The sequence below is a fragment of the Nocardia anaemiae NBRC 100462 genome, from assembly GCF_001612725.1.
Taxonomy (GTDB): domain Bacteria; phylum Actinomycetota; class Actinomycetes; order Mycobacteriales; family Mycobacteriaceae; genus Nocardia; species Nocardia anaemiae.
In genome coordinates this window covers 154,649-177,270 of record NZ_BDAZ01000034.1, presented here as the reverse complement: position 1 = coordinate 177,270, position 22,622 = coordinate 154,649, and the positions used below count along the sequence as shown (strand labels likewise).

Genomic DNA, 22,622 nt, shown 5'->3' with positions numbered 1-22,622 from the left:
GACACTGTCGCCGGGGGCGACCCGCGGCTTCGGCGCCCGCATCTTGCGGATCTGCGAGGCGCGGACGAAGGCGTACCAACCCAGCTTGTAGCCGGTATCGGTGCTCTCCGGGAAACGCTCGCGCACCCGCCCGTTGACGATCCGGCCGAGCAGGAAGCCCTCGGCGATCATGAAGAACATCATCACCAGCATGGCCAGTGTCACAATCGTCTGCAGCGCGGGCGCGACGAACATCGACAGGATCAGCACCAGCGCCATCGGCATGAACAATCCGACCAGGTTGCGCCGGGCATCGACGATATCGCGCACAAAGGCCCGCACCGGACCCTGATCGCGGGGCAGCAGGTATTTGTCCTCGCCCGCGAGCATCCTGGCGCGCCGGTCCTGGGCCGCCAGCCGACGCTCGGCGGAGGCCGCTTTGCGGTCCGCGCGGTTACCTCGGGTGGCCTTGCGCCGGGCGCGGGCCTCCTTCGCGGTGAGCGGGGCCGGAGCCACCGGGCCGCGCCGTTTGCCTTGGGCCTCACGACGTTTCGGAGTGGGGCGACCCTTGCCCTCGGTGGCGGTGGCCGCTTTAGTGGTGGAGACTGCGGTCGAGCCGCCGTCCGAGCCCGCCGTGCGGTCGGCGCTCTCGTCGGTGGTGCTGGACTCGCCGCGACGGAACAATTTCACGCGACCAGGCTATTCGATGCGGTACCCCGCAGGAAATGAGGCCGGTGGGAGGTTGTGTCCACCGCGGTAGCCGGTGGTGGCAAGATGGGGGAATAACAGCCCGCTGAGTGGTGTTGACAGCCACGAGCCGTGCGCTGTTCACGGGTTGAACACAGCTGTCCTGAGGAGAGTTCATGACTGTGCAAGACGAGACGACCACCCACGGTGTGACCCTGACCGATGCCGCCGCCAGCAAGGCGAAGGCGCTGCTCGACCAGGAGGGTCGTGACGACCTCGCCCTGCGTATCGCCGTGCAGCCGGGCGGCTGTGCTGGCCTGCGCTACCAGCTCTTCTTCGACGACCGCTCGCTCGACGGTGACCTGACCGTCGACTTCGGCGGCGTCAAGCTGGCCGTCGACCGGATGAGCGCGCCGTACGTGCAGGGCGCCTCGATCGACTTCGTCGACACCATCGAGAAGCAGGGCTTCACGATCGACAACCCGAACGCCACGGGTTCCTGCGCCTGCGGCGACTCTTTCAACTGACACCTGCGCGCCCGACTCTCCGAGTCGTATCGGGCCCCGGTCACCCTGCTGCCGACGCGGCAGCTGATGTCATAAGGACACTCGTCAGGGCCGCCCAGAACTGAACTGGGCGTCGACCGCCGGTCCGCGACGAAAGCCTCGAGCATCACGATCGGCAAGAGACTCGGGGAGGCGGGTGAGCTACGGTGAAGGCGCGGGTTTTGTCCCGCGCCTTTCGTCGTCTGCCGCCTACTCGAAGGGGCTCAGCCTCGTGTCTATCGCCGTGTCCGCGTCCATCGCAACCGACCATCTCATGCGTTTCCCCGGACGGTTCGCTGACGCGCTGCTGGCCGATCAGCTCGACCACGTCTCGGTGAGTTTTCTCGTCGATGATCTGCAGATCCGCAAGGGCGGTGTCGCGGGCAATATCGCCTACGCCATGGGCGTTTTGAACCGCACGCCGCTGCTCGTCGGCGCGGTCGGCGCCGATTTCGCCGAGTACGGCGCCTGGCTGGAGAAGCACGGTGTCGACTGCTCCACCGTCAAGATCTCGGACCGGGCGCATACCGCTCGCTTCGTCTGCACCACCGATGACGATATGGCCCAGATCGCCTCGTTCTACCCGGGCGCGATGAGCGAGGCCCGCGATATCTCGATCGGCGAACTCGCCGAGCAGCACAGTCTCGACTTGGTGCTCATCGGCGCCAACGATCCGGAGGCGATGCTGCGCCACACCGCCGAATGTCGCGAACTCGGCATTCCGTTCGCCGCCGACCCGTCCCAGCAGCTGGCTCGCCTCGACGGTGATCAGGCCGTGCAGCTGATCGACGGCGCCGCATACCTTTTCACCAATAAGTACGAGTGGGCGCTGCTGCTGCAGAAGACCGGTCTGAGCGAGGAAGAGGTCGCCCGTAAGGTCGGCATCCGGGTCACCACACTCGGCAAGGACGGCGTGCAGATCTTCGACCGCGACGGCACCGAGGTGACCGTCGGTGTGGTCCCCGAGGTCGACAAGGTCGAGCCCACCGGCGTCGGCGACGCCTTCCGCGCTGGCTTCCTGACCGGCCACACCACCGGACTCTCGCTGGAGCGCTCCGCCCAATTGGGTTCGCTCATCGCGGTTCTCGTCCTCGAGACCATGGGCACCCAGGAGTGGACCCTCAACAAGGACGACGCTCTCGAACGCCTCACCAACGCCTACGGCCCTGCGGCCGCCGCCGATATCAAGCCCCTGCTCTGAGGCACGCCGATCTCGACGGCCGCACCGTATTCCGGTGCGGCCGTTCGCATCTGCTCACTGCGCGCCTTTCAGCGCCGATTCCGGTGCCGCGCATGCTCCAGCGCCGTCCATCCATGCGCGGCGTGCGAAAGGATGTGCGGCACAGTGGCATTGTGAGACGACGGTGCCGCGTCACTCTGATTCCCGCGCCGCACACGCATTGGGTCCCACCCACCACGCACGAATCACCCGCGGGTCGGCGGGCGAAACGTGCGCGTTCCCAGTGACTACAGCGAGACCGGGTAGACCGGCTCCTGAATATCGGGAGAAATGCGCTTCTCCACGAAGATCCCGTGCCAGACCATGAAGACCAGCAGTGTCCACAACCGGCGGCTGTGGTCGCCGCGGCCTGCGCGGTGGTCTTCGAGCATGCCTTTGATCGCACCCTTGTCCAGCAGGTGATCGGTCTGCGATTCGGCGATCTGCAGGTGCGCCCAGTCGTAGAGTTCGGTGCCGCGCAACCAATGCCGCAGCGGGACCGGGAAACCCAGCTTCGCCCGGTGCAGTACATGCGGCGGGACGATGCCCTCGAGCGCCTGGCGCAGTGCGTACTTCGTGGTCTCCTTGGTGATCTTCTGCTCGTAGGGCAGCTGTTCGGCGACCTTCAGCACCTCGGAATCCAGGAAGGGCACGCGCAGCTCGAGCGAATTCGCCATGGTCATCTTGTCGGCCTTGACCAGGATGTCGCCGCGCAGCCAGGTGTAGAGATCCAGATGCTGCATGCGCGTCACCGGATCCCAGCCGCGCGAGCGCGCGTAGATCGGCGCGGTGATGTCCTGGTGCGTCCACTCCGGCCGGAATTCGCGCAGCACCGCACGCAACTGCGCATCGCTGAAGCTGCGCGCATTGCCGTAGTAGCGCTCCTCCAGCGTGAGCGAACCGCGGTGCAGCAGGCTCTTGCCTCGGGTCCCGTCCGGAATCCGCTCCGAGAGCCTGCCCGCCAGTTTCCGCACGCCACGTGGCAAGTACTCGAAAGGCTTGAGCGACAACGGTTCCCGATAGATCGTGTATCCGCCGAACAGCTCGTCCGCGCCCTCGCCGGAGAGCACCACCTTGACGTGCTTGCGCGCCTCCTTGGCCACGAAGTACAGCGGAACCAGCGCCGGGTCGGCCACGGGATCGTCGAGGTACCAGACGATTTCGGGAATCGCGGCCGCGAATTCGGCGGGGGAGACCACCTTCACGATGTGCCGCGCGCCGATCGCCTCCGCACTCTCGGCCGCCACATCGACCTCGGAGTAGCCCTCGCGTTCGAAGCCGGTGGTGAAGGTGATCAGCTTCGGGTTGTGCCGCATGGCCAGCGCCGCGACCGCGGTGGAATCGATGCCGCCGGACAGGAAGGATCCGACCGTGACATCCGCGCGCATATGTTTGGCGACCGAGTCCTCGAGGGCCTCGGCGATATCGCGATAGCGGGCGGCCGCCGAACCGGGTGCGAAGGCCCGCACCTTGAATTGCGGATCGAAGTAGCGCGTGATCGTCGGCGCCTTGCCCGCCCGCACGGTCGCGTAGTGCCCGGATTCCAGCCGACGGATGTCCTTGTGCAGGGTCTCCGGCTCCGGCACGTACTGCAGCACCGTGTAGTGCTCCAGAGCTCGCGGATCCAGCGCATCGGACAGTCCGAGCGCGGGCAGCAGCTCCAGCAGACTCTTCTTCTCACTGCCGAACGCGGTCCCGCCGGGCCCGGTCGCCAGGAACAGCGGCTTGATTCCGAACGGATCGCGCGCCAGGAACAGCTCCTGGGTTTCGGTATCCCAGATCGCGAACGCGAACATGCCGCGCAGCTTGCGTACCGCCTCCGGACCCCAGTAGTGGAAGGCCGCGACGATCGCCTCGCTATCGCCCTCGGTCTCGAAGATCCTGCCGTCCGGGTACTCCTCGGCATGGGCCTTCGCGAGTTCCTCGCGGATCTCGATGTAGTTGTAGATCTCACCGTTGAAGGTCAGCGCGTAGCGCTCCCGGTTTTCCGCCGGACCCCAGCGCAGCGGCTGGTGTGAATGCTCGATATCAATGATCGACAGCCGGTTGAAGCCGTAGATCACATGATCGTCGTGCCAGGTCCCGCGCTCGTCCGGGCCGCGATGGCGCACGCAGTGCAGGGCGTCGTACACCCCCTCTACCACGTCGTCGGTTGCCGCATCAGATGTCAGAAATCCGAGCAGTCCACACACGGCGTCGGCAACCTCGTTTCCTACTTGGTACGGGCGCTGGCCCGATTCATTGGGTGGCTGCGCCCGATAGCTGGGCGCACAGGACGAAATCTCGTGTCCGAGTATGCCGCACGAGGCGGATTCATGTGTCGCGCCCACCGGGCAGATGCGCTGCGAAATATTGTGTCCGCCTGCATCGCACCTGCCCGATCCGGTCGCGTCGCACCCCGTGTACTGCGACGATGTCCGGGTGACCCGATCAACCCCCGCATCGGTGGAGTGTTGAATCCGACCCGACGTCAAACGGGGCGCCGGTTTGGTCTACGCTGCGTAGTACTCAGGACATTCTCAGTTGGATCGCGCGCGAAGCAAGCGGCCGACGGAATGCCCTGAAACGTGCTTAGGACGTACCGCCGGGCGATCGCAACCCGAGCGGTGCACTGTCGGAATGTGTGGCGACCAGGAAGGCGTGAGCGTGGCGCACAAGGCGAGCGAAGAGATCGGGGCGCGACCCGTGAAGGGTCGGCAGGGCCGCATCCTTCGACGGGTCGGCTTGGCGGTGTCCTTGGGGATCACCGCGATGCTCGTCTCGGGCTGCTCGATCGACAATGTATGGCTGCGATTCGGCTGGCCCTCGGGCATCACGCCGCAGGCCACCCGGATGCGGGAACTGTGGACCTGGTCGGTCATCGCGGCATTGGCGATGGGCGTGCTGGTATGGGGTCTGACCTTCTGGACCGTCACCTTCCACCGCAAGAAGAAGGACTCCCCGGAGTTCCCGCGCCAGACCGGTTACAACGTGCCGCTGGAGCTGACCTACACGGCCGTGCCGTTCGTCATCATCGCGGTGCTTTTCTACTTCACCGTGGTCGTGCAGAACTACGTGCACGAGAAGGTCGGCAACCCGGACGTGACCGTCGACGTGACCGCCTTCCAGTGGAACTGGAAGTTCGGCTACCGCAATGTCGACTTCAAGGACGGCTACCGCTTCGACGGCATCGACAAGGCCCGCGAGGACGCCAATCAGCAGCAGCTCGAGGAGTACAAGGAGCGGACCAAGGACGGTCACCCGCAGCCGGGCCCGGTGCACGGCAAGCCGGAGAACGACATCCTGTCCTACCTGCACTACGACAAGGTCGAGACCGTCGGCTCCAGCACCGAGATCCCGGTGCTCGTGCTGCCGACCGGTAAGAACATCGAATTCCAGCTGGCCGCCGCCGATGTGGTGCACGCCTTCTGGGTGCCGGAGTTCCTGTTCAAGCGCGATGTGATGCCGAATCCGAAGGAAAACCACTCGGATAATGTCTTCCAGATCACCAAGATCGAGAAGGAAGGCGCGTTCGTCGGCCGCTGCGCCGAGATGTGCGGCACCTTCCACTCGATGATGAACTTCGAGGTCCGCGCGGTATCGCCGGAGAAGTTCACCAAGTACATCGATGCGCGCAAGGCGGGTAAGACCAACGCCGAGGCGCTCGAGTCCATCGGTGAATCCCCGGTCGCGACCTCCACCCAGCCGTTCAACACCAAGCGCGACACCAAGAGCGCGTCCGCGGTAGAGAGCAAGTGAGGACTGATCTGAAATGAAGATCGAAGCGCGGATTTTCGAACTGCTCACGGTGTTCTTCATCATCGTGGCAGTCGTGTACGGCTACTTCACCGGCCAGTCGCGGACCGGTGTCGAGTGGGCGGGCACCACCGCGACGGTGCTGACCGCCGGTCTGTCGCTGATTATCGGCACCTACTTCCGTTTCGTCGCGCGTCGTCTCGACCTGCGTCCGGAGGACTACGAGGATGCCGAGATCGTGGACGGCGCGGGCGATCTCGGCTTCTTCTCGCCCGGTAGCTTCTGGCCCATCACGCTGGCCGGTGCGGGCTCCATCACCGCCCTCGGCCTGGCGTTCTTCCAGTTCTGGCTGATCGGCATCGGTGTGGTCTGCATCCTCGGTGCGGCCGCCGGTCTGGTCTTCGAGTACTACCTCGGCCCCGAAAAGCACTGAGCCGATAGCTGTCTGGCGAAGCGCCCCACCGAATCCGGTGGGGCGCTTCGGCGTTGCTGGGCTCGGATGTCCGCGGGCTAGAGCGAGGCGAGGCGGGAGAGGATGCGGTTGGTGCAGCGCGGCGCGACACCGGCCAGTCCGCGCAGGGTGCGCGCGAAGCGGGGTTCGAGGCGGGCGGGGCGGGTGCGGATGGCCGTTTCGATCAGCCGGGCGGCGTCGGTCGGCTCCAGTGCGGGTTCGGTGACGTAGTGCGCGATGGTGCCGGTATCCGGTTGCACGGCCGGATAATGGACGGCGGTCACCTGGATGCCGCGCGGTGAGAGTTCGGCGTCCGCGCATTGACCGAAGGTGGTCCAGGCGGCCTGGGAGCTGGCGTAGGAGGCGAAATTCGGGGTGGCGCCGGTCTTCAGGCTCCACGGACCGACATTGATCACATGGCCGGAGCCGGATTCCAGCATGGCGGGCAGCAGGCCGAGGGTCAGGCGCAGCGGACCGAAGTAGTTGGTCGCCATCATGCGCTGGTAGTCGCGGAAGCGGTCCAGGGATTGCGAGACAGGTCTTCGCAGCGGGCGGCCCGCGTTGTTGATCAGCACATCGACCCGGCCGAAATCGCTGAGCACCCACTCGACCAGCTGATCGACATCACCGAGTGCGGAGATATCGCAGCGGAACCAATTCGCCGCACCGCCCGCATCGACGATCTGATTGCAGGTGGTGACGAGTTGATCCCCGCGACGCGCGACCAGCAGCAATTGCGCGCCCTGCTCGGCAAGGCGCGTGGCGGTCGCGCGACCGATCTCCGAACACGCGTCCGTCACGAGAATCCGTAGCCCCTCGACGGATTCGGGCCGCTGACGCTTGCGGTCCGGCAAACGCGCTGGGGCAGTGCGGAATTCGAGCATCAGAGCAACCTTCACCGTAGATGGGCTGAACCAACGCATCGACACCCCGCCGACAGTGTCGAAGTCGACCGCCGTCGCCAACAGATAGCCGAACCGCCCGATGGCGGGGGAAGCTATTTGCTGGCGACTATAGGCGGCGCGACACAGTCTAATCCGTGGAGTCGTACCGCAGGGCGTGTTCGGACGTGCAGATCTCGTCGATTCCGGTGACGATGTCGCGCAACAGTTCTGAGGGCAGCGCGGAGGGCCGCAAACGGCAGGTGAAGGTGATCAGTCCGTGGTCCTCGACCGCGAGTCCGCGCGCTTGCGCCTCGGCACGCAGGTACTTCGAGCGCACGCCGTAGGTCATCGCGGAGATGACGGTGAAGCAGCCGGTCCGCTCTCGGTGTCCAGCAAACAAATCGTGCAGTCTGTAGAAAACTGAGGCGTAGGTCGACAGCGGCGCGAAAATCGCGACCCGGTAGGCGGGTCCGCGTTCGGAGGAGCTGATGACAGTATCGGCCAGATACTCCGCATCGCGCAGTGTCAGCACCTTCGGGGCGAACATGAGCGCGCCCGCCGCGGCATTGCGCACCGGCGCGCCCGCGCGCCCGCCCGCGGCAGAGGCGATGACGCCCAACGATTTCCTGGTCTTGGTGCCGACCTCACGACGCGCACGCAGCGAGCGAGTTGGCGTGGTGGGGTAGAGGCTCGACCACTGACCGAACCGCACGGTCCCCAACTGCACGTGTCCGGTGCCGACCGGACGCGACACCTTCAGCGGCGCGGTATCGACCCAACGACCGACCTGCAGTGCGACATTGCCCGGCCGAGCGATTTCGGCGTAGGCGTGTTCGACGAAGGAGTCGAAGTCGAGGAAGCGGTCGGCATCGGTGGTGAGCCAGGTGTGGTCCTTATCGATATCGACCGCATCCAGAGTGAGCGCGGTGATGATGCCCGCGCGCCCGCCCGCGCCGAGAATCCGGTGGAAGCGCTCGGTGTGGTGGTTGCGTCCGCAGGTGCCGATGCGTCCGTCCGGGTCGACGTATTCCAGGTCCACGATCTGATCGATGAACATGCCGTACTTGTGCGACGCCGTGCTGACACCGCCGACCGAGGCGAAACCGCCCGCGGTGATATCGCGGTGGTCGCCGACGATCGGCAGACCGAGTCCGTGCGCGCCGAGGCGCCGATCGATATCGGAGAGTTTGGCCCCCGCCTGCACGCGCACGGTGCGCCTGCCGAGGTTGATATCGAGCACCGCATTCATCTTGCGCAGCGAAAGCACCGCGCGCGGATCGGGTAACGACAGACCATCATCGATCGGTTCGCCGCCACGTACCGTGAGGTTTTCCGCGCGACCGCGTGAATTCCGCACCGTACGAACGACATCCGCGGTGTCACGAGGTAGATATTCTTCGGCGGCGACAGTGTGCGGCGTGCTCATGGACCGAAAGCTAACCACAGCGCGGCCTCCGATGCTCGTTCGATCTTGCCGACTACCGGACCGGCGGCGCGATCCGCTGGCTGAACAGGACGGATCCGGTCGCATCGCAGAGATTGACCGTCAGTTCTCTTGACCTGCCGTCGATCAGAACCTCGCCGAAATGTTGGAAGCCGTCCAGCGGCGCGGCGTTCTGAACCGGCGGCGCGTGCACGAAAACCGCCTCCGGGCCGAAGGTGCCGTCGAGCGGATTCGGGCCGAACGCACCGGCATTCAGCGGTCCGGACACGAACTCCCAGAACTCGTCGAAGTCGGTGAAGGCGGCGCGCGCGGGTGAGTAGTGGTGAGCCGCGGTGTAGTGCACATCCGCGGTCAGCCAGACCACGCCGCCGACCTTGTTCGCCTTGATCGCCGAGAGCACTTGCGCGATTTCGGTTTCCCGCCCGGACGGGGCGCCGTTGTCGCCGTTGGCGGGGCCCTCGTAGGCGGTCACTTTTTGTTCACCGTCCTTGACGACAAGGCCGAGTGGTAGGTCGTTGGCGATGATTTTCCAGGTGGCCTTGGCATCGCGCAGACCTTCGATGAGCCACTTTGTCTGTTCCGGACCGAAGATGCGACCGCTGGGTCCGTTGTCGATGTCGTTGGTGTCCTTATAGGTCCGCATATCGAGCACGAAGATGTCCAGCAGCGGGCCGTAGGAGATCTTGCGGTAGAGGCGGCCGTCGACGGCCTCCTTGGGCTCCAATGGCATCCACTCGTGGAAGGCCTGCCAAGAGCGTGTCGCCAGCGTGTCCATGCTGCGCTCGCGGTAGCCCTTGGTCTCCGCGACCAGTCCGCCGTGATACCAGTTGTTGACGGTTTCGTGGTCGTCCCACTGGACCACCTGGGCGACCGCGGAATTGAAGCGGCGGTAGTTCTGGTCGGTCAGGTTGTAGGCGTAGTTGCCGCGGAACTGGTCCAGCGTCTGCGCGACAGCGCTTTTCGCCTCGGAGACGGTATTGCGCCAGATCCGGCCGTCGGGCAGCGTCACCGATTCCTGCAAGGGAACATCGGCGTAGATCGAATCGCCGGAGTGGATGAACAGATGCGGGTCGCGCGCGGCCATGGCGGAGAAGATCTTCATACCGCCGAGTTCGGGGTTGATGCCATAGCCCTGGCCGACCACATCGCCGGACCACTGCAGTTTGATATCGGACGCGCCGTTGGGCACGGTGCGGAAGACGCCGGTGATCGGTTCGGAGGTGGCCCCGTCCTCGCCTTCGAGGGTGACCCGGTAGTGCACCTGCTGGCCCGCGGGCAGACCGTTGACTCGCACGCGTCCGGTGCCGTCGGAATCCGGGGTGAGCAGTGGTCCGGTGAATCGTTCAGCGTCGGTGAAGGATTCGGTGGCGGCGGTCTCCACGATCAGCTTCGCGGGCTGATCGGAGCGCGCCCAGATCAGCGCGCCGTCGGTGCGCGGATCGCCCACCGCGACGCCGTGGGTGAGATTCGGGCGCGCACGCACCAGTGCGGGCCCGTCCTTCGAGCAGGCGGCCAGTGCGGGGACCGCGACGAGACCGAGGGCGGAGGCGCGCAGCAGGGTGCGCCGGGAGACGCCGAAGTCCGAACCAGTCATTGGCCCACCTTGGCGCAGGGGGCCCAACGCCATGTGAACTCCCATCGTCGGCTCGGCCAACAGGTATCAGCCGCGCGGTCGGAGTTCGATGATCGGGATGAGCCGGTCGGTCTTCTTCTGGTAGCCGAGATAGCGCGGTTGCACGGCGGTGATCTGCTGCCAGGCCCGCTCACGTCGTTCGCCGTCCAGCTGTTCGGCCGTGACGTGGTATTTCGTGCCACCCACCTCGGCCCACACTTGGTCCGGATGCGCGGCGATATTGTGATACCAGCCCGGATGCTGGATCGCGCCGCCCATGGATGCCACGACCAGCCAGCCGCCGTCATCGGCCGGGAACCGGCTCACCGTCACCCGGCGTTCGGCACCGCTCTTCGCGCCGACGGTGGTCAGATACACCAGGTCCATCCCCATGAATCGGTCGTGGCGGAATCGGTGATATCGCTCCATCGCCCGGATGAGGAAACGGAATACCGGATTGGGTGAGGGCGGTCGGGAACCCCGGGTCCCCGCCGGAATCTTCTGAAAACTCATGATCCGCTCCCATACCGCTCGGAACTGTCTCCCTGACAGCATTCCACTTCGGTGATCATTTCGTGGCCGGTCGCCGGATGACCGAAGACCCCGAACCGGGATGGCTCGGGGTCTTCTGATGCGCGCCTTCAGATGGTGTTGTCGCAGAGGATTTCGAACGCGCGGACGGCATCTTCCGGGAAGACGAGCACGCGGTGGCGGGCGTGATGGGCCGAGCCGATGGTGGCGCGGATCCCGTTCTCGCGCAACAGGTTGCGGACCACACGGGCGGTGGTTTCGGTGGCCACCGTCGCGGCCGCGACGAGCAGGCCGTAGTCCTCGGCAACCGGCTCATGCGAGCGCGTGAGCCACATCATGGGGTGTGCCTTTCGCCGTCGGAGATGCGGTCCTGGTATTTCTGCAGCACGGCGAGCTGTTTGCGTTCCTCGGCGTGCTCGATCTCGAAGTAGCGCTCGGATTCCGCCGCGGGATCGGGCCGCAGGAAGCTGCCGGTTCCCGGTTTGCCCGCCGAACCGAGTTTGTTCATCTTCTTCGGGATCGCCGCGCCCTGGTATGCCAGTGGCATCGGATGGCCGTGCTCGTCGACCGGTCCGAGCGCCTGGTGCACCTCGACGTACTCACCGTGCGGCAGTCGCTTGATTATGCCGGTTTCGATACCGTGCTCCAGCACCGCCCGGTCACTGCGCTGCAGACCGATGCAGAACCGGTAGGTGATGAAGTATGCGATCGGCGGCGCGATCAACAGACCGATGCGGCCCATCCAGGTGGTGGCATTGAGCGAGATGTCGAACTTCAACGCGATGATGTCATTGACGCAGCTGAGTGTCAGCACCAGATAGAAGGTGATCGCCATCGCGCCGATTCCGCTGCGCACCGGCACATCTCGCGGCCGCTGCAATAGGTTGTGCGCCGCGTAATCCTTGGTGAGTCGCTTCTCGATCCAGGGATAGGCGGGCAGGATCACGATCACCAGACCCATCACCAGAGCAACCCAGAACGCCGCCGGAATGGTGTAGTTGCCGAGGTATATCTCCCACGGCGGCATGAGCCGGGCCAGGCCGTCGGTCCACATCATGTAGAAGTCCGGCTGTGAACCGGCCGACACCTGCGCCGGGTTGTATGGCCCGAGTTCCCAGATCGGATTGATCTGGAAGACACCGCCCATGATCGCCACCGTGGCGAGGGTGAACATGAAGAACGCACCCTGATCCGCGGCGAAGACCGGAACGATGCGCGCACCGATGACATTGCGCTCGGTGCGACCAGGCCCCGGGAATTGCGTGTGCTTCTGATACCAGACCAGTGCGATATGTGCGGCGATCAGCGCGAGCATGATGCCGGGGAACAGCAGCACATGGGTGATGAACAGGCGCGGAATCAGTACATCGCCCGGAAACTCGCCACCGAACAGGGCGAAGTGGATCCAGGTTCCGACGATCGGGATGCTCATCGTGATACCGCCGAGCGGTGAACGCAGGCCGGTGCCCGACAGCAGGTCATCGGGCAGGCTGTAGCCGAAGTAGCCCTCGAACATGGCCAGTACCAACAGCGTCGAGCCGATCACCCAGTTCGCTTCGCGCGGTTTGCGGAACGCGCCGGTGAAGAAGATCCGCAGGCAGTGCACGATGATCGCGGCCAGGAACATCAGTGCGGCCCAATGGTGTACCTGCCGGACGAACAGGCCGCCGCGCACCTCGAACGAAATGTCCAGGGAACTGGCATATGCCGCCGACATGTGCACACCGCGCAGCGGTTGATACGCACCGTCGTAGACCACTTCGGTCATCGACGGATCGAAGTACAGCGTCAGGTAGATGCCCGAGATCAGCAGAATGATGAAGCTGTACAAGGCGATCTCGCCGAGCAGGAAGGCCCAGTGCGTCGGAAAGACCTTATTGATCGACCGTTTCACGAAGGCCGCGGCGCGGTAGCGCTCGTCCGCGGCATCGGCATGGTGGGCCGCCTTCGAGCTCATCGCGGGATCCCGAGTGGTGCCACCTGGTGACGAATGGACAGCACAGGCATGGTCGTATCTCCTCCTCGATCGGAAACCGGTACGCATAAGACGGTTGAGTGGTCCGAAACGTGACGGCTTGGATGCGAGAGGTGCTGCCGTGTGACGGAGATCTCGTCAGGGCTCGGGGAGTTCGTTCAATGCGGCGAGGAAGTCGTCCGACGGATAGATGCACAGCGAGTCACCGGTGTGCTGAGTGGCGGCGGCCAGCTCGATGGCGCCACCGTGCCACCAGTAGACATCCTGGCTCACCGGCCACGGGCGCTGCGTGTAATCGAGCACCGCGACCTGGGCCAGCACCGTGGTCGCCTGGACCACTTCGAGATTCGCCACCGGATGGGCGTAGATGTGGCGCTGGGACGGCACCACGAATACCGCACCCGCCGGTCCGATCACCGGATACTCGTCGAGCCAGCACGCGTGCGCGGTGACGTAGTCGGAGATGCCGCACAGCATGGTGATCTCGACACCGTCGGCGGTCGGCGTATCGATCTGATGGGTGAGCACTTCCAGCGGACCGTCGCCGCGGGTGTTCTGCTCGGCGAGGGCGAACAGCTCGTCTTCGTCGATCGGCCACTGCCGCAGCATCGGATAGGTGACCGGAGCCATGGTGTGCACCTGATCGATCAGCACCCGCTGAATCAGCCGTGGCGCGACCTGGCGACGCACCACATCCGGCGCACCGCCGAGCCCGGAGTAGAGCCGAGTCCTGATGAGCCCCCGCATCATCGCGAAGTCGCCGGTATCGAGCGGATCGCGGTCGACCTCCAGATCGACCAGCCCGGTACTCAGATAATCCGCCACCAGTGCGGGCCACTGATCCGGCGGCTCATCCGCGGCCATGCGCCGCAAATTCGTCAGCCCGACCATCACATCCCCCGCCGGACCGGACAACATCACGTCATCGGCCGCCGCCACATGACACGAATACCCCAGCTGATGCGCCGCCGCCACGGCGAGAGACAACAACAGATCCGGCGCTACCTCCGACACCGTGACTCCCTCGCTCGTCTTGCGGTGCACCAGCTTTCACTGCACGCCCGCAGTTGCCGCACTCGGAACACGTACCTCCGTGATTGTGCCCCTCAGCCGCGACCCGCACCTCGGTGTTGGGCGAGATCGCTCAGCTGCGAGACGCCACGGATCCGCCCGCCCCGTGCGCCGCTGCCACGAACGCCGCACACGCGCACCGGGCTGTCGAGCCGCCGAAACAGAACGAGCCCGGTGCATTCGGCACCGGGCTCGTTGCGGTCGGAGGGCTAGCTGGCGGCCGTCTCCGGGATGCGGGTGGGTTCGGGGGCGGAACCGCTGGGAACGCCCTTCTTCAGGCTGGCGGCATAGACATCGACGTATTCCTGGCCGCCGAGTCGCATGAGTTCGTACATGACCTCATCGGTGACGGCGCGTTCGACGAAGCGGTTGCCGCCCATGCCCTCGTAGCGGGAGAAGTCGATGGGGGCGCCGAATTTGACGGTCACCTTGTGGCGGCGCCAGCGGAACGGGCCGGGCGGGCAGACCTCGAAGGTGCCGATGACGGCGACCGGGATGACGGGGACACCGGTCTCGAGCGCGAGGCGGGCAAGGCCGGTCTTGCCCTTGTACAGGCGACCGTCGGGGGAGCGGGTGCCCTCCGGGTAGAGGCCGACGAGGTGACCCTTGTCGAGCAGCTTGCGTGCGGCATTGAGGGCGTCCTCGGCCGCGGAGGCACCGCTGCGGTCGATCGGGTACTGCCCGGTGGCAGTGAAGAAGAACTTCTGCAGCCGACCCTTGAAGCCCGGGGCGGTGAAGTATTCGGCCTTGGCGAGATAGCTGATCCGACGCGGGCTCATCAGCGGAGCGAACAACCAGTCCGAGAAGGACAGGTGGTTCCCGGCCAGAATGGCCGGTCCGTCGGCGGGGATATGCTCAACGCCTTCGACCGTCGGACGGTTGTAGAGGTGCATGAACGGTCCTGGGAACAGGTACTTCAGCATCCAGTAGAGCATGGCGTCCTAACCCCCGCAGCCGGGATCGTTTACGGGTACAACCGTCAATTGCCGACTTTACCGCTGGGTACAGATCACATCCAAGCTGAGCGGTGTATCTCACCACATGTTCTCGAGTACTGATAACCGACCGTTCAGTGGGTGGAACGAGCCACCCAGGAACGGCCGCGGCCGGTCTCGGCGAGGGTGGCCCTGGCGAGCTCCGCCGCGCCGACCATCCCCGCCGCCTCACCGAGCTGCGTGGTCCGGATCCGGGCGAGCGGTCGATGCCCCGCGCCGGTGATCGCCCGTGCGTACTCCTCGCGGGCCTCGTCCAGGAACTGCGCGGCCGAACTGCTTACGCCACCGGCGATCACGATCAGTCCGGGATCGAAGATATCGCTGACGAAGGCCAGCCCGAGCCCGAGCCAGCGGGCGAAATCGGCCATGACCGCCACCGCCAACGGGTCACCGTCCTGGGCCGCCCCCGCCACCCGGCGTCCGGTCAGCGAACCGGGATCGCGCAGCACCTCGCGCGCCAGCACCGTCGAATGCACCGGGTCGGTGGCCAGCATTTCGATCGCGGTGTCGACCAGAGCCGTTCCGCTGCAATACCTTTCCCAGCAGCCGCGCTTACCGCACGGACAGGACCGGCCCTGCGGCACCACCTGCAGATGTCCCAGCTCCGGTGCGACGCCGTGCGTGCCCCGATACAGTTCGCCGTCGATGAGCAGCGCCGCGCCGATTCCGGTGCCGATCGCGACGAGCACCGAATTGTGCCCGCCCGCCGCCGCGCCGAATCGGTACTCGGCCCACATGGCGGCATTCGCGTCGTGCTCGAGGATCACCGGTAGTTCGAGGCGTTCGGTGAGCCGCTGCGCGACCGGGGTGTCCTGCCAGGGTAAGTGCGGTGCGAAGCGCACCGTCGAGCGATCGGCGTTGATGAATCCGGCCACCGCCAGGCCGACCGCGCTGATCGGATGTCTGCGGCACAGTTCGCGGACCGCACGGTCCAGCGCATTCTCCAGTGCCCGCGCCGAATGCGGTGTCGGCGCAACCACGGTGTCGAGCACCTCGCCGTCGCCGTCGACCACCGATGCGCGAATATTGGTGCCGCCGACGTCTATTCCGACGGTCAGCGGTCGCGCATCCGCAACTCGCGCCGTCATGCCTTGATCGTCACGGGGATGCCGATATAGCGGGATCGCTTGCGCCCGGACGGTTTCGACTGCCGTGCGCGCGCATCGCCTTCGGCGGCTGCCGATTCCGCGTCCGGGGTGTCGTCGTCCTGACGCTCGGCAGCGAACGAATGATCATGCGGCACACCGTCTTCGGGCATCACCGGATCGACCGGCACCCCGGCGAGTGCCTCACGCAGCACCGTGACGATCGCGGTCCCGTGATCGGCCACCACCGCGAGCACATCATGATGTTCACCGCGCGCCAGCGCCGCGGCCGCACAGATCGGGCACCAACTGCAGCTCGACCAGTCCGGCTGTCCGTCGGCGGCGCGCCGCAGCACGGGTTCGACCCGTTCGAGCACCGCCTCGGCCAGCAGCTTCAACTCCGCGGCGAATTCGCTGAGGCCGTCACCGGGCTCGGCGGCGCCGGGCCATTCGTTCGAATCGCTCATGCCTGCGCCTCGCTAGCGCTCGGCTCCGGCATGCGCGATGCGCGCTGTGACATGATTCGCTCGCTACGCTCGCTCATACCGGCCACGCTTCCGGGTCCGGGTGGAAACGCACGATCAGATAGCCGTTGTCGAGTTCGGCGCCGTCGACCGTGCACCGTCGCAATACCGGCGCCAAGCGCACCCGGCGTCGGACCCCGTCCGCTCCCACGATCAAATCGTCCTCCACTCGTCCCAGTCGCAGCGTCGCCGGATCGACGACGGGCAGGTGCATCCGCAACGCGTACACCGAATGCAGACCGGTGCCCGATTCCAATCGAACCACCGGCTCGCCGGAACTTGTGCGAACCTCCGCCGGATTGTCGCTCAGCTTCGAGTCGGCATTCAACCGCTCACCCGAATCCATCGCATACGACAGCGCGGACAGGGACGTGAGCCCGACCGGTTCGGGCCCGGTGTGCTGTGCGATCAGCACCCGTGTCCCGTTCATACCCCGTTGTAGTCGATTCACTACATCCAATTGTTCGGCGCGTCGATTCAGATACCACTGCACCGCGGGATGCGAGGCCACCTCGAGTGCGGTCGGCGGGGGCACGGCGGGTAGCACCTTGTTCACCACCACCGCGTCCAACCGCAGACCGAGCAGCGCCGCCGCCGAACGCACCCGCTCCGATTCGGCGATGGCGACCTGTTCGGCGCCGGTGATCAGTCGCGCACCGGTTCGTCCGTGATCGGCGAGCAGATCGCGCACCTCGGTCACCGCCTCGAGGATCCGCTCGACGGTGGTGGCCAGCACCGCGCGCCGCAGATCGGTGCCGACCATACTCATCGCCCGCGCATGCGGCGGCCACATCCGCTCCACATATCCGAGCAGGGTTTCCGGCGCGGTGATGATGCGCAACATATCCGCCGAGGGCGGGCAGTCGACGACGATCACATCCCAGTCGTCCTCGGCGGCGAACTGGGTGATCTCCACCAGCATCAGCAGTTCCTGCACGCCGGGCAGTCCGGTCAGCTCGGCCGGATCCAGTGCGGCCAAGTCGATGCCGTGATTGTGGTCGGTTCCGGTCGCGAGCACGCGCACCACATCGCGGAACCGATCCTCGAGCAGCGCAAGGGAATCGACCTCGATCACATCGAGGCCGGGCAGCACGCTCGCGACTCCCGGCACGGTTCCGGGATCGTGCGGGAATCGGAAGCCGAGCGCGTCGCCGAGCGAATGCGCCTGATCCAGCGAAGCGACCAGCACCCGCTGCCCTGCCCTGGCATAGGCCATGGCGGTAGCGCAGGCGCATGTCGTCTTGCCGACTCCGCCTTTGCCGATGAATAGTTCGACCCGAGTACTGGCTACCTCGGGCTTGTGCGCGATCAGCCTTCGACCCGTTTCTTCAGTTCCTTGAGCGCGGTATCGGTGATCACCTTCTCGGCCTTGCGCTTGAACATGCCGATCATGGGGATATTCAGGTCGACGGTCAGCTCATAGATCACCTCGGTGGTGCCGTCGGGCTGATCGACGAGTTCGTAGGTGCCGTCCTGCGCCTTCTGTAGATCACCGCTGATCAGCGTCCAACTCACCGATTTGTCATCGGGCCGCCAAGTGTAGGACAGCACATAGGTGTCCTTGACGACTCCGGCATCCAGCACGAAGCGCGCGGTCCGGGCCCGGCCGTCGGCGCTCTTCTCCAGCACCTCAACGGTTTTCGCCGCCGAGACCCACTCCGGGTAGGACTCCAGATCGGCGATGACGGACATCACCCGCTGCGACGGTGCATCGATGATGATCGACCTCTGGGTCCTGTCGGCCATGGCGGACAACGATTCCTTTCAGCTGCTGTGCTGTGCTCGTGCGCGTCAGCGGGCGGTCGGGGCGGCGTGTGCCGGTGCGACACCGGCCGCGCGGCCCGCCTCGAGCCTGGCCTTGATCTCGAACGACATATCCTTGCCCGCCACCCGGCGCGCCCGATTGGCCGCGGCCAGATCCCGGGTCGGCGCCTTCGGTTCGGCGTGCAGGAAGTAATGCAGGATCACCCCGTCCAGGGCGGGCTCCAGCCATACTTCCATGGTTCCGGTCAGCGCACCGGTGACCGACCAGCGAATACCCTTGTCGGCCCGGTCTTCCCGGACGCCGAGGGTCAGATCGGGCCACCAGCGGCGCCAATTGTTCTCCCCGGCCAGGATCTCGGCGACCGCGGCCCCTGGGGCGGCGACGAACGTCTGATCAGCGACCTGAATACTGCTCACGGCCCGAGCGTAGTAGATCACAGCCCCGATCTGTGAGCCGCCGTCGCCTTTATTGCAGCAGTTGACGTAGCCGAGCGCCCAGGCTGTCCCAGCGCCACTGTTCCTCGACCCACGCGCGTCCCGCCGCGCCCATCTGCGCGGCGGCATCGCGATCGGACAGGATCTCGACGATGGCATCGGCGATCTCGGTGCTCTTGCGTCCGTCGACGACGCGGCCGGTCTTGCCCTCCAACACGGTCTCCGGCGCACCACCCGAACGTCCGGCGACCACCGGCACTCCGGACGCGGAGGCCTCCAGATACACGATGCCGAGACCTTCGACATCGAGCCCGGCCCCTCGGGTGCGGCTCGGCATGGCGAACACATCGGCAAGGGTGTGATGGGCCGCGAGTTCGCTGGACGGGACGCGGCCGGTGAAGACCACGTCATCGCCGAGGCCGAGGGCCGCCGCGAGCCCGTGCAACTTGTCCTCGTACGGTCCGCCGCCCGCGATCACCAGCACCGCACCGGGAATCCGAGCGCGGATCTCCAGCATGGCGACGATCAATGCGTCCTGTCCCTTGCGCGGAACCAGTCGCGACAGGCACAGGATGGTCGGGCGATCGCCGAGGCCGTAGCGCTCGCGCAATTCCGCGCGCGCGGCCGGATCCGGTCGGAAGACCTCGGTATCCACTCCCGGCGGCAGATATTCGAGCGCGGCATTCGGCCCGAACGCCGAGGCGAACCGCCCGCGCGTATATCTGCTGACATAGGTGACGACATCGGTGTGCTCGCCGATCGCGCGCAGCGCCTGCCGCGCACCCGGCAGCATGGACCAGCCGACCTCGTGGCCGTGGGTACTCGCCAGAATCCGGGTGGCACCCGCGCGCCGCAGCATCGGCGACAGCAGCGCCAGCGGTGCCGCCGCACCGAACCACACCGTGTCGCAGTTCTCGCTGCGCAGCAGGCGCGCGGCCCGCCGCAGCACCAGCGGTGTCGGCAGCATCAGCGTGGTCGGGTGGCGCACCACCTGGAACTTCTGTTTCGCATCGAATTTCAGATGACTGTCGCCACGCCACCGCGGAGCGTAAACGACCAGATCATCGGGCGGCAGCTCACCGGCCAACGCCTGCAAATACGACTGGATACCGCCCGGCCGCGGCGGGAAATCATTGGTAACCAGCAGAGTTCGGGCCATGCGAACAAACTACTGTGTCTAATTTGCCGCGGCTCCGCCGCGGCGTGTTCGCGGCCCCCTGGTGTCTCGCGTCCGAGCCGTCGAGACTCGCGACTTCGTCGCATGCGCTTCGACGACTCGGACGCGAGACGGGCCGCGAACGGTCGCTCGTAAGACTCGTTCCGTGGTGGTCGCCGAGGGCGGGACGTTCGGCACTTGTTGCACGCGTGCTCGATGGTCGAATGCCACGGCTGCGGCATGCGTTTCGACGGCTCGGACGCGAGACGGATCGCGAACGGTCGCTCGTAAGACTCGCTCTGTTGGGTTCGTGATGGCGGAGACGTTCGGCACCTGGTGCATTGGTGCCGGATGGTCGGGACTCGCGCCTCCGGTGCATGAGTTTCGACGCCTCGGACGCGAGACGGGTCGCGAACGTCGCTCGGAGGACTCGCTCCGTTGTGGGCGGGGCATGCGTCGACGCTCGACTCAAGTGGCGCGGGCCGATAACCAAGCGCGCCAGTCGGCGACCATGTCGTTACGGCTGACGCCAAGAACATCGCGCATGATGCGGTCCTCGCTCGCGGGGTCCTGTTTGCCCACTGCGACGCGGCGGTAGAGCTCGACCAGGCGCGGCTGGTCGAACTTCTCGGCGACGAATGCGCAGACCGACCAGGCCTGCTCATAGGCGGCGACGGCGCCACTGCCAGCGAAGTCGGCGGCGGTCGGGAGATCGCGCGGGACGTCTCCGGCCCGTATGCGGGTGGCGACCGTCGGTGCGATATCGGCGAAATGGTGTCCGGTGCCGAGGTGGGCCACGAATTCGGCGAAGCCCTCGAGCATCCACTGGGGTGCGCCGTCGACGGTCTTGGCCCGGGTAGCGATATGGGTGAGTTCGTGGCGCAGCAGGGTGCGCAGACCGTCGGCGTCGAGGCGGCGTCCGGCATCGGAGCTGAAGACCACGCGCTGGCCGGTCGGCTTGGTGCCAGGTACGAAGGGATCGGCGACCGAGGCCGCGGCGACATCGGCGGGCATGCTCGCACCCGAGCGCACCAGCGCGGCGAACTCCGACGGATTCGATGCGACGACCACCATCGCGGACTGGGCCCAGTCCGGCCCCCACACTCCGGTGACGGCCGTGGTCGCGGCGGCGAGTTCGCCCGCCAGCGTATCGATTTCGGCCTGCTGCCCCGGATGACCGACGACCAGGGACTGCTGGCCGTTCCCGGTCGGCACCTGCTCGGTGACCAGCTGTCCGAAGGGTTCGAGCGTGCGCCGCACCGCGGCCAGGCGCGGATCGTCATCGGCGGCGCGCAGGCTGCCGATCGGAGTCGGCTGGGCCGCACGCAGTTTCGGCAGTACCGAATTCGGCATCATCAGCAGCGCACCGCAGGTGCCGGTCAGTACGGCCACCATCGCGACGGTGGCGACGAACTGGAAGCGGCGCCGCACGAACAACCAGGCGCGCGCCCGCCGAAAGCTACTCATAGCTGCTCAGTATCGCCGAGCCGAGTGATAGGGCGTCGACCCCATCGGCGCAACGGCTACCGGAACCCCGAACGTGGAGGCGTGCAGCATCAATCCATTGCCCGCGTAGATGCCGACATGGGAGATATCGGAGTAGAAGAACACGACGTCGCCGGGCTGCAGATCCGCCTTGTCCACCGGGGTGCCGTAGCTGGCCTGCTGCGAACTGGTCCGCGGCACATCCTTGCCGACCTGTTTGAAAGCCCACTGCACCAGGCCGGAGCAGTCGAACTGATGCGGTCCGGTCGCGCCCCACACATAAGGGTCGCCGATGCGGGTCAGTCCGGCGGCCAATGCGCTGGTGCCGCTACCGGGAACGAGCCCGCGCAGCAGGGTGTCGGTATCGAATCCGGGCGGGAAGGGGGATCCGGCCAATGCCGATTTGTCCTTGGTGGACAACTGACCCCACGCCTCGACCACCTGCGCGATGGATCCGGACAGGCCCGCTCGTTTGCGCTCGAGGTCGGCGCGCACTTGGTCGGCCTTATCGGAGGCCGCGCGGGCGGTATCGGCGGCGGCACGTGCGGCGTTTTCCGCGTCGGTCGCGGCCGCGGTGGCCTGCTTGTAGAGATTGAGCTGCTCGGAGTTCCTGGCCGAGATCACGTCGATGGTGGACATCTGGTCCAGCAGACGCTGCGGCGAATCGCTCAGCAGCACAGCGGAGAGGCGGCTCGTGCGCGCGCCCTGATAAGCGGCGATGACGGTGCGATCGACAACCGGCTGGAACTTGCGGACTTCCGCGCGGGCCGCATCGGCGGTCTGCGTGGCCGCAGCGAGTTTGGCGTCGGCATCGTGCAGCACGCCGAGTTTGACATCGAGATCGGCCTGCGCTTCGAGCGCCTGCTGATTGAGTTGCTCGGATTCGCGAGACAGGTCGATCATCCGCTGCACGGCCTCACTGGCCGTGGTCGGCATGGCGGCCGGATCGGCTCCGGCTGGACTGCCACCGCACAGTGCGGCGACCAGGACCGCTGCTGCGAATGCCCCTCCCGCCAGACGTTTCGAGTGTTGTCTCCGGTGATGT

The 22,622-nt window shown here is 66.1% G+C and carries 22 protein-coding genes; 4 read left to right on the top strand and 18 right to left on the bottom strand.

From position 1 onward, the window contains the following. On the bottom strand, nucleotides 1-669 hold a 669-nt coding region (locus NA5_RS21540), incomplete at its 3' end, for a DUF3043 domain-containing protein (protein WP_062988781.1). 173 nt (nucleotides 670-842) lie between these two features. Between NA5_RS21540 and NA5_RS21535 the strand changes: the two genes are divergently transcribed. Both NA5_RS21535 and NA5_RS21530 read left to right on the top strand, forming a co-directional pair. After that, entirely contained in the window at nucleotides 843-1,193 is a 351-nt protein-coding gene (locus NA5_RS21535; protein ID WP_040688522.1) for a HesB/IscA family protein, read from the top strand. Nucleotides 1,194-1,443: 250 nt separating this feature from the next. Continuing rightward, a complete protein-coding gene (locus NA5_RS21530; protein WP_062988779.1) occupies nucleotides 1,444-2,412 on the top strand; it encodes a carbohydrate kinase family protein in 969 nt (322 codons plus the stop codon). Between the two features lie 266 nt (nucleotides 2,413-2,678). On the opposite strand, the gene asnB is transcribed toward NA5_RS21530, so the two are convergent. Next, the gene (asnB, locus tag NA5_RS21525) at nucleotides 2,679-4,622 is read right to left on the bottom strand and encodes an asparagine synthase (glutamine-hydrolyzing) (protein ID WP_062988838.1); all 1,944 of its coding nucleotides are present in this window, start codon (nucleotides 4,620-4,622) and stop codon (nucleotides 2,679-2,681) included. 493 nt (nucleotides 4,623-5,115) lie between these two features. Between asnB and ctaC the strand changes: the two genes are divergently transcribed. Together ctaC and NA5_RS21515 are read left to right on the top strand one after the other, a co-directional pair. Then, nucleotides 5,116-6,168, top strand: coding sequence for an aa3-type cytochrome oxidase subunit II (gene ctaC, locus NA5_RS21520; RefSeq protein WP_062988836.1), 1,053 nt, complete (start codon nucleotides 5,116-5,118; stop codon nucleotides 6,166-6,168). 13 nt (nucleotides 6,169-6,181) lie between these two features. Then, nucleotides 6,182-6,598, top strand: coding sequence for a cytochrome c oxidase subunit 4 (locus NA5_RS21515; RefSeq protein WP_040688533.1), 417 nt, complete (start codon nucleotides 6,182-6,184; stop codon nucleotides 6,596-6,598). 77 nt (nucleotides 6,599-6,675) lie between these two features. Here the strand turns inward: NA5_RS21515 and NA5_RS21510 are convergent, their stop codons facing one another. The 16 genes from NA5_RS21510 to NA5_RS21435 form a co-directional block, all read right to left on the bottom strand. Further along, a complete protein-coding gene (locus tag NA5_RS21510; RefSeq protein WP_063813515.1) occupies nucleotides 6,676-7,500 on the bottom strand; it encodes an SDR family NAD(P)-dependent oxidoreductase in 825 nt (274 codons plus the stop codon). A 148-nt stretch (nucleotides 7,501-7,648) separates the two neighbouring features. Next, nucleotides 7,649-8,926, bottom strand: a complete 1,278-nt coding sequence (locus NA5_RS21505; RefSeq protein WP_062988775.1) for an FAD-binding oxidoreductase — start codon at nucleotides 8,924-8,926, stop codon at nucleotides 7,649-7,651. Nucleotides 8,927-8,978: 52 nt separating this feature from the next. Next, nucleotides 8,979-10,538, bottom strand: coding sequence for an alkaline phosphatase D family protein (locus NA5_RS21500; RefSeq protein ID WP_062988773.1), 1,560 nt, complete (start codon nucleotides 10,536-10,538; stop codon nucleotides 8,979-8,981). A 66-nt stretch (nucleotides 10,539-10,604) separates the two neighbouring features. Continuing rightward, nucleotides 10,605-11,069 (bottom strand): nitroreductase/quinone reductase family protein, encoded by a 465-nt coding sequence (locus tag NA5_RS21495; protein WP_245672326.1) that lies wholly within the window; start codon nucleotides 11,067-11,069, stop codon nucleotides 10,605-10,607. Between the two features lie 128 nt (nucleotides 11,070-11,197). Continuing rightward, the gene (locus tag NA5_RS21490; protein ID WP_245672325.1) at nucleotides 11,198-11,425 is read right to left on the bottom strand and encodes a hypothetical protein; all 228 of its coding nucleotides are present in this window, start codon (nucleotides 11,423-11,425) and stop codon (nucleotides 11,198-11,200) included. After that, on the bottom strand, nucleotides 11,422-13,044 hold the full coding sequence (qcrB, locus tag NA5_RS21485) for a cytochrome bc1 complex cytochrome b subunit (RefSeq protein WP_062988769.1): 1,623 nt from the start codon (nucleotides 13,042-13,044) through the stop codon (nucleotides 11,422-11,424). Before qcrB ends, NA5_RS21490 begins: the two co-directional genes overlap by 4 nt. A gap of 156 nt (nucleotides 13,045-13,200) precedes the next feature. Beyond that, on the bottom strand, nucleotides 13,201-14,076 hold the full coding sequence (locus NA5_RS21480) for a hypothetical protein (protein ID WP_157110549.1): 876 nt from the start codon (nucleotides 14,074-14,076) through the stop codon (nucleotides 13,201-13,203). 266 nt (nucleotides 14,077-14,342) lie between these two features. Next, the gene (locus NA5_RS21475; protein WP_062988765.1) at nucleotides 14,343-15,068 is read right to left on the bottom strand and encodes a lysophospholipid acyltransferase family protein; all 726 of its coding nucleotides are present in this window, start codon (nucleotides 15,066-15,068) and stop codon (nucleotides 14,343-14,345) included. Between the two features lie 134 nt (nucleotides 15,069-15,202). Then, nucleotides 15,203-16,216: an ROK family protein gene (locus NA5_RS21470; protein ID WP_062988763.1), complete on the bottom strand. Its 1,014-nt coding sequence runs from the start codon at nucleotides 16,214-16,216 to the stop codon at nucleotides 15,203-15,205. Beyond that, the gene (locus NA5_RS41645) at nucleotides 16,213-16,680 is read right to left on the bottom strand and encodes a hypothetical protein (protein WP_062988761.1); all 468 of its coding nucleotides are present in this window, start codon (nucleotides 16,678-16,680) and stop codon (nucleotides 16,213-16,215) included. The genes NA5_RS21470 and NA5_RS41645 overlap by 4 nt, the downstream gene beginning before the upstream one ends. A gap of 73 nt (nucleotides 16,681-16,753) precedes the next feature. Continuing rightward, complete coding sequence (locus NA5_RS21460) at nucleotides 16,754-18,046, bottom strand: ArsA family ATPase (protein WP_281201731.1); 1,293 nt, start codon at nucleotides 18,044-18,046, stop codon at nucleotides 16,754-16,756. Further along, nucleotides 18,046-18,483 (bottom strand): SRPBCC family protein, encoded by a 438-nt coding sequence (locus NA5_RS21455; protein ID WP_062988757.1) that lies wholly within the window; start codon nucleotides 18,481-18,483, stop codon nucleotides 18,046-18,048. The genes NA5_RS21460 and NA5_RS21455 overlap by 1 nt, the downstream gene beginning before the upstream one ends. A gap of 45 nt (nucleotides 18,484-18,528) precedes the next feature. Continuing rightward, nucleotides 18,529-18,918: a hypothetical protein gene (locus NA5_RS21450; RefSeq protein ID WP_062988832.1), complete on the bottom strand. Its 390-nt coding sequence runs from the start codon at nucleotides 18,916-18,918 to the stop codon at nucleotides 18,529-18,531. Nucleotides 18,919-18,967: 49 nt separating this feature from the next. Beyond that, on the bottom strand, nucleotides 18,968-20,095 hold the full coding sequence (locus NA5_RS21445) for a glycosyltransferase family 4 protein (protein WP_062988755.1): 1,128 nt from the start codon (nucleotides 20,093-20,095) through the stop codon (nucleotides 18,968-18,970). A gap of 465 nt (nucleotides 20,096-20,560) precedes the next feature. After that, the gene (locus tag NA5_RS21440) at nucleotides 20,561-21,559 is read right to left on the bottom strand and encodes a hypothetical protein (RefSeq protein ID WP_062988754.1); all 999 of its coding nucleotides are present in this window, start codon (nucleotides 21,557-21,559) and stop codon (nucleotides 20,561-20,563) included. A gap of 6 nt (nucleotides 21,560-21,565) precedes the next feature. Further along, the gene (locus tag NA5_RS21435; protein ID WP_084484317.1) at nucleotides 21,566-22,513 is read right to left on the bottom strand and encodes an NlpC/P60 family protein; all 948 of its coding nucleotides are present in this window, start codon (nucleotides 22,511-22,513) and stop codon (nucleotides 21,566-21,568) included. Between the last annotated feature and the right edge of the window lie 109 nt (nucleotides 22,514-22,622).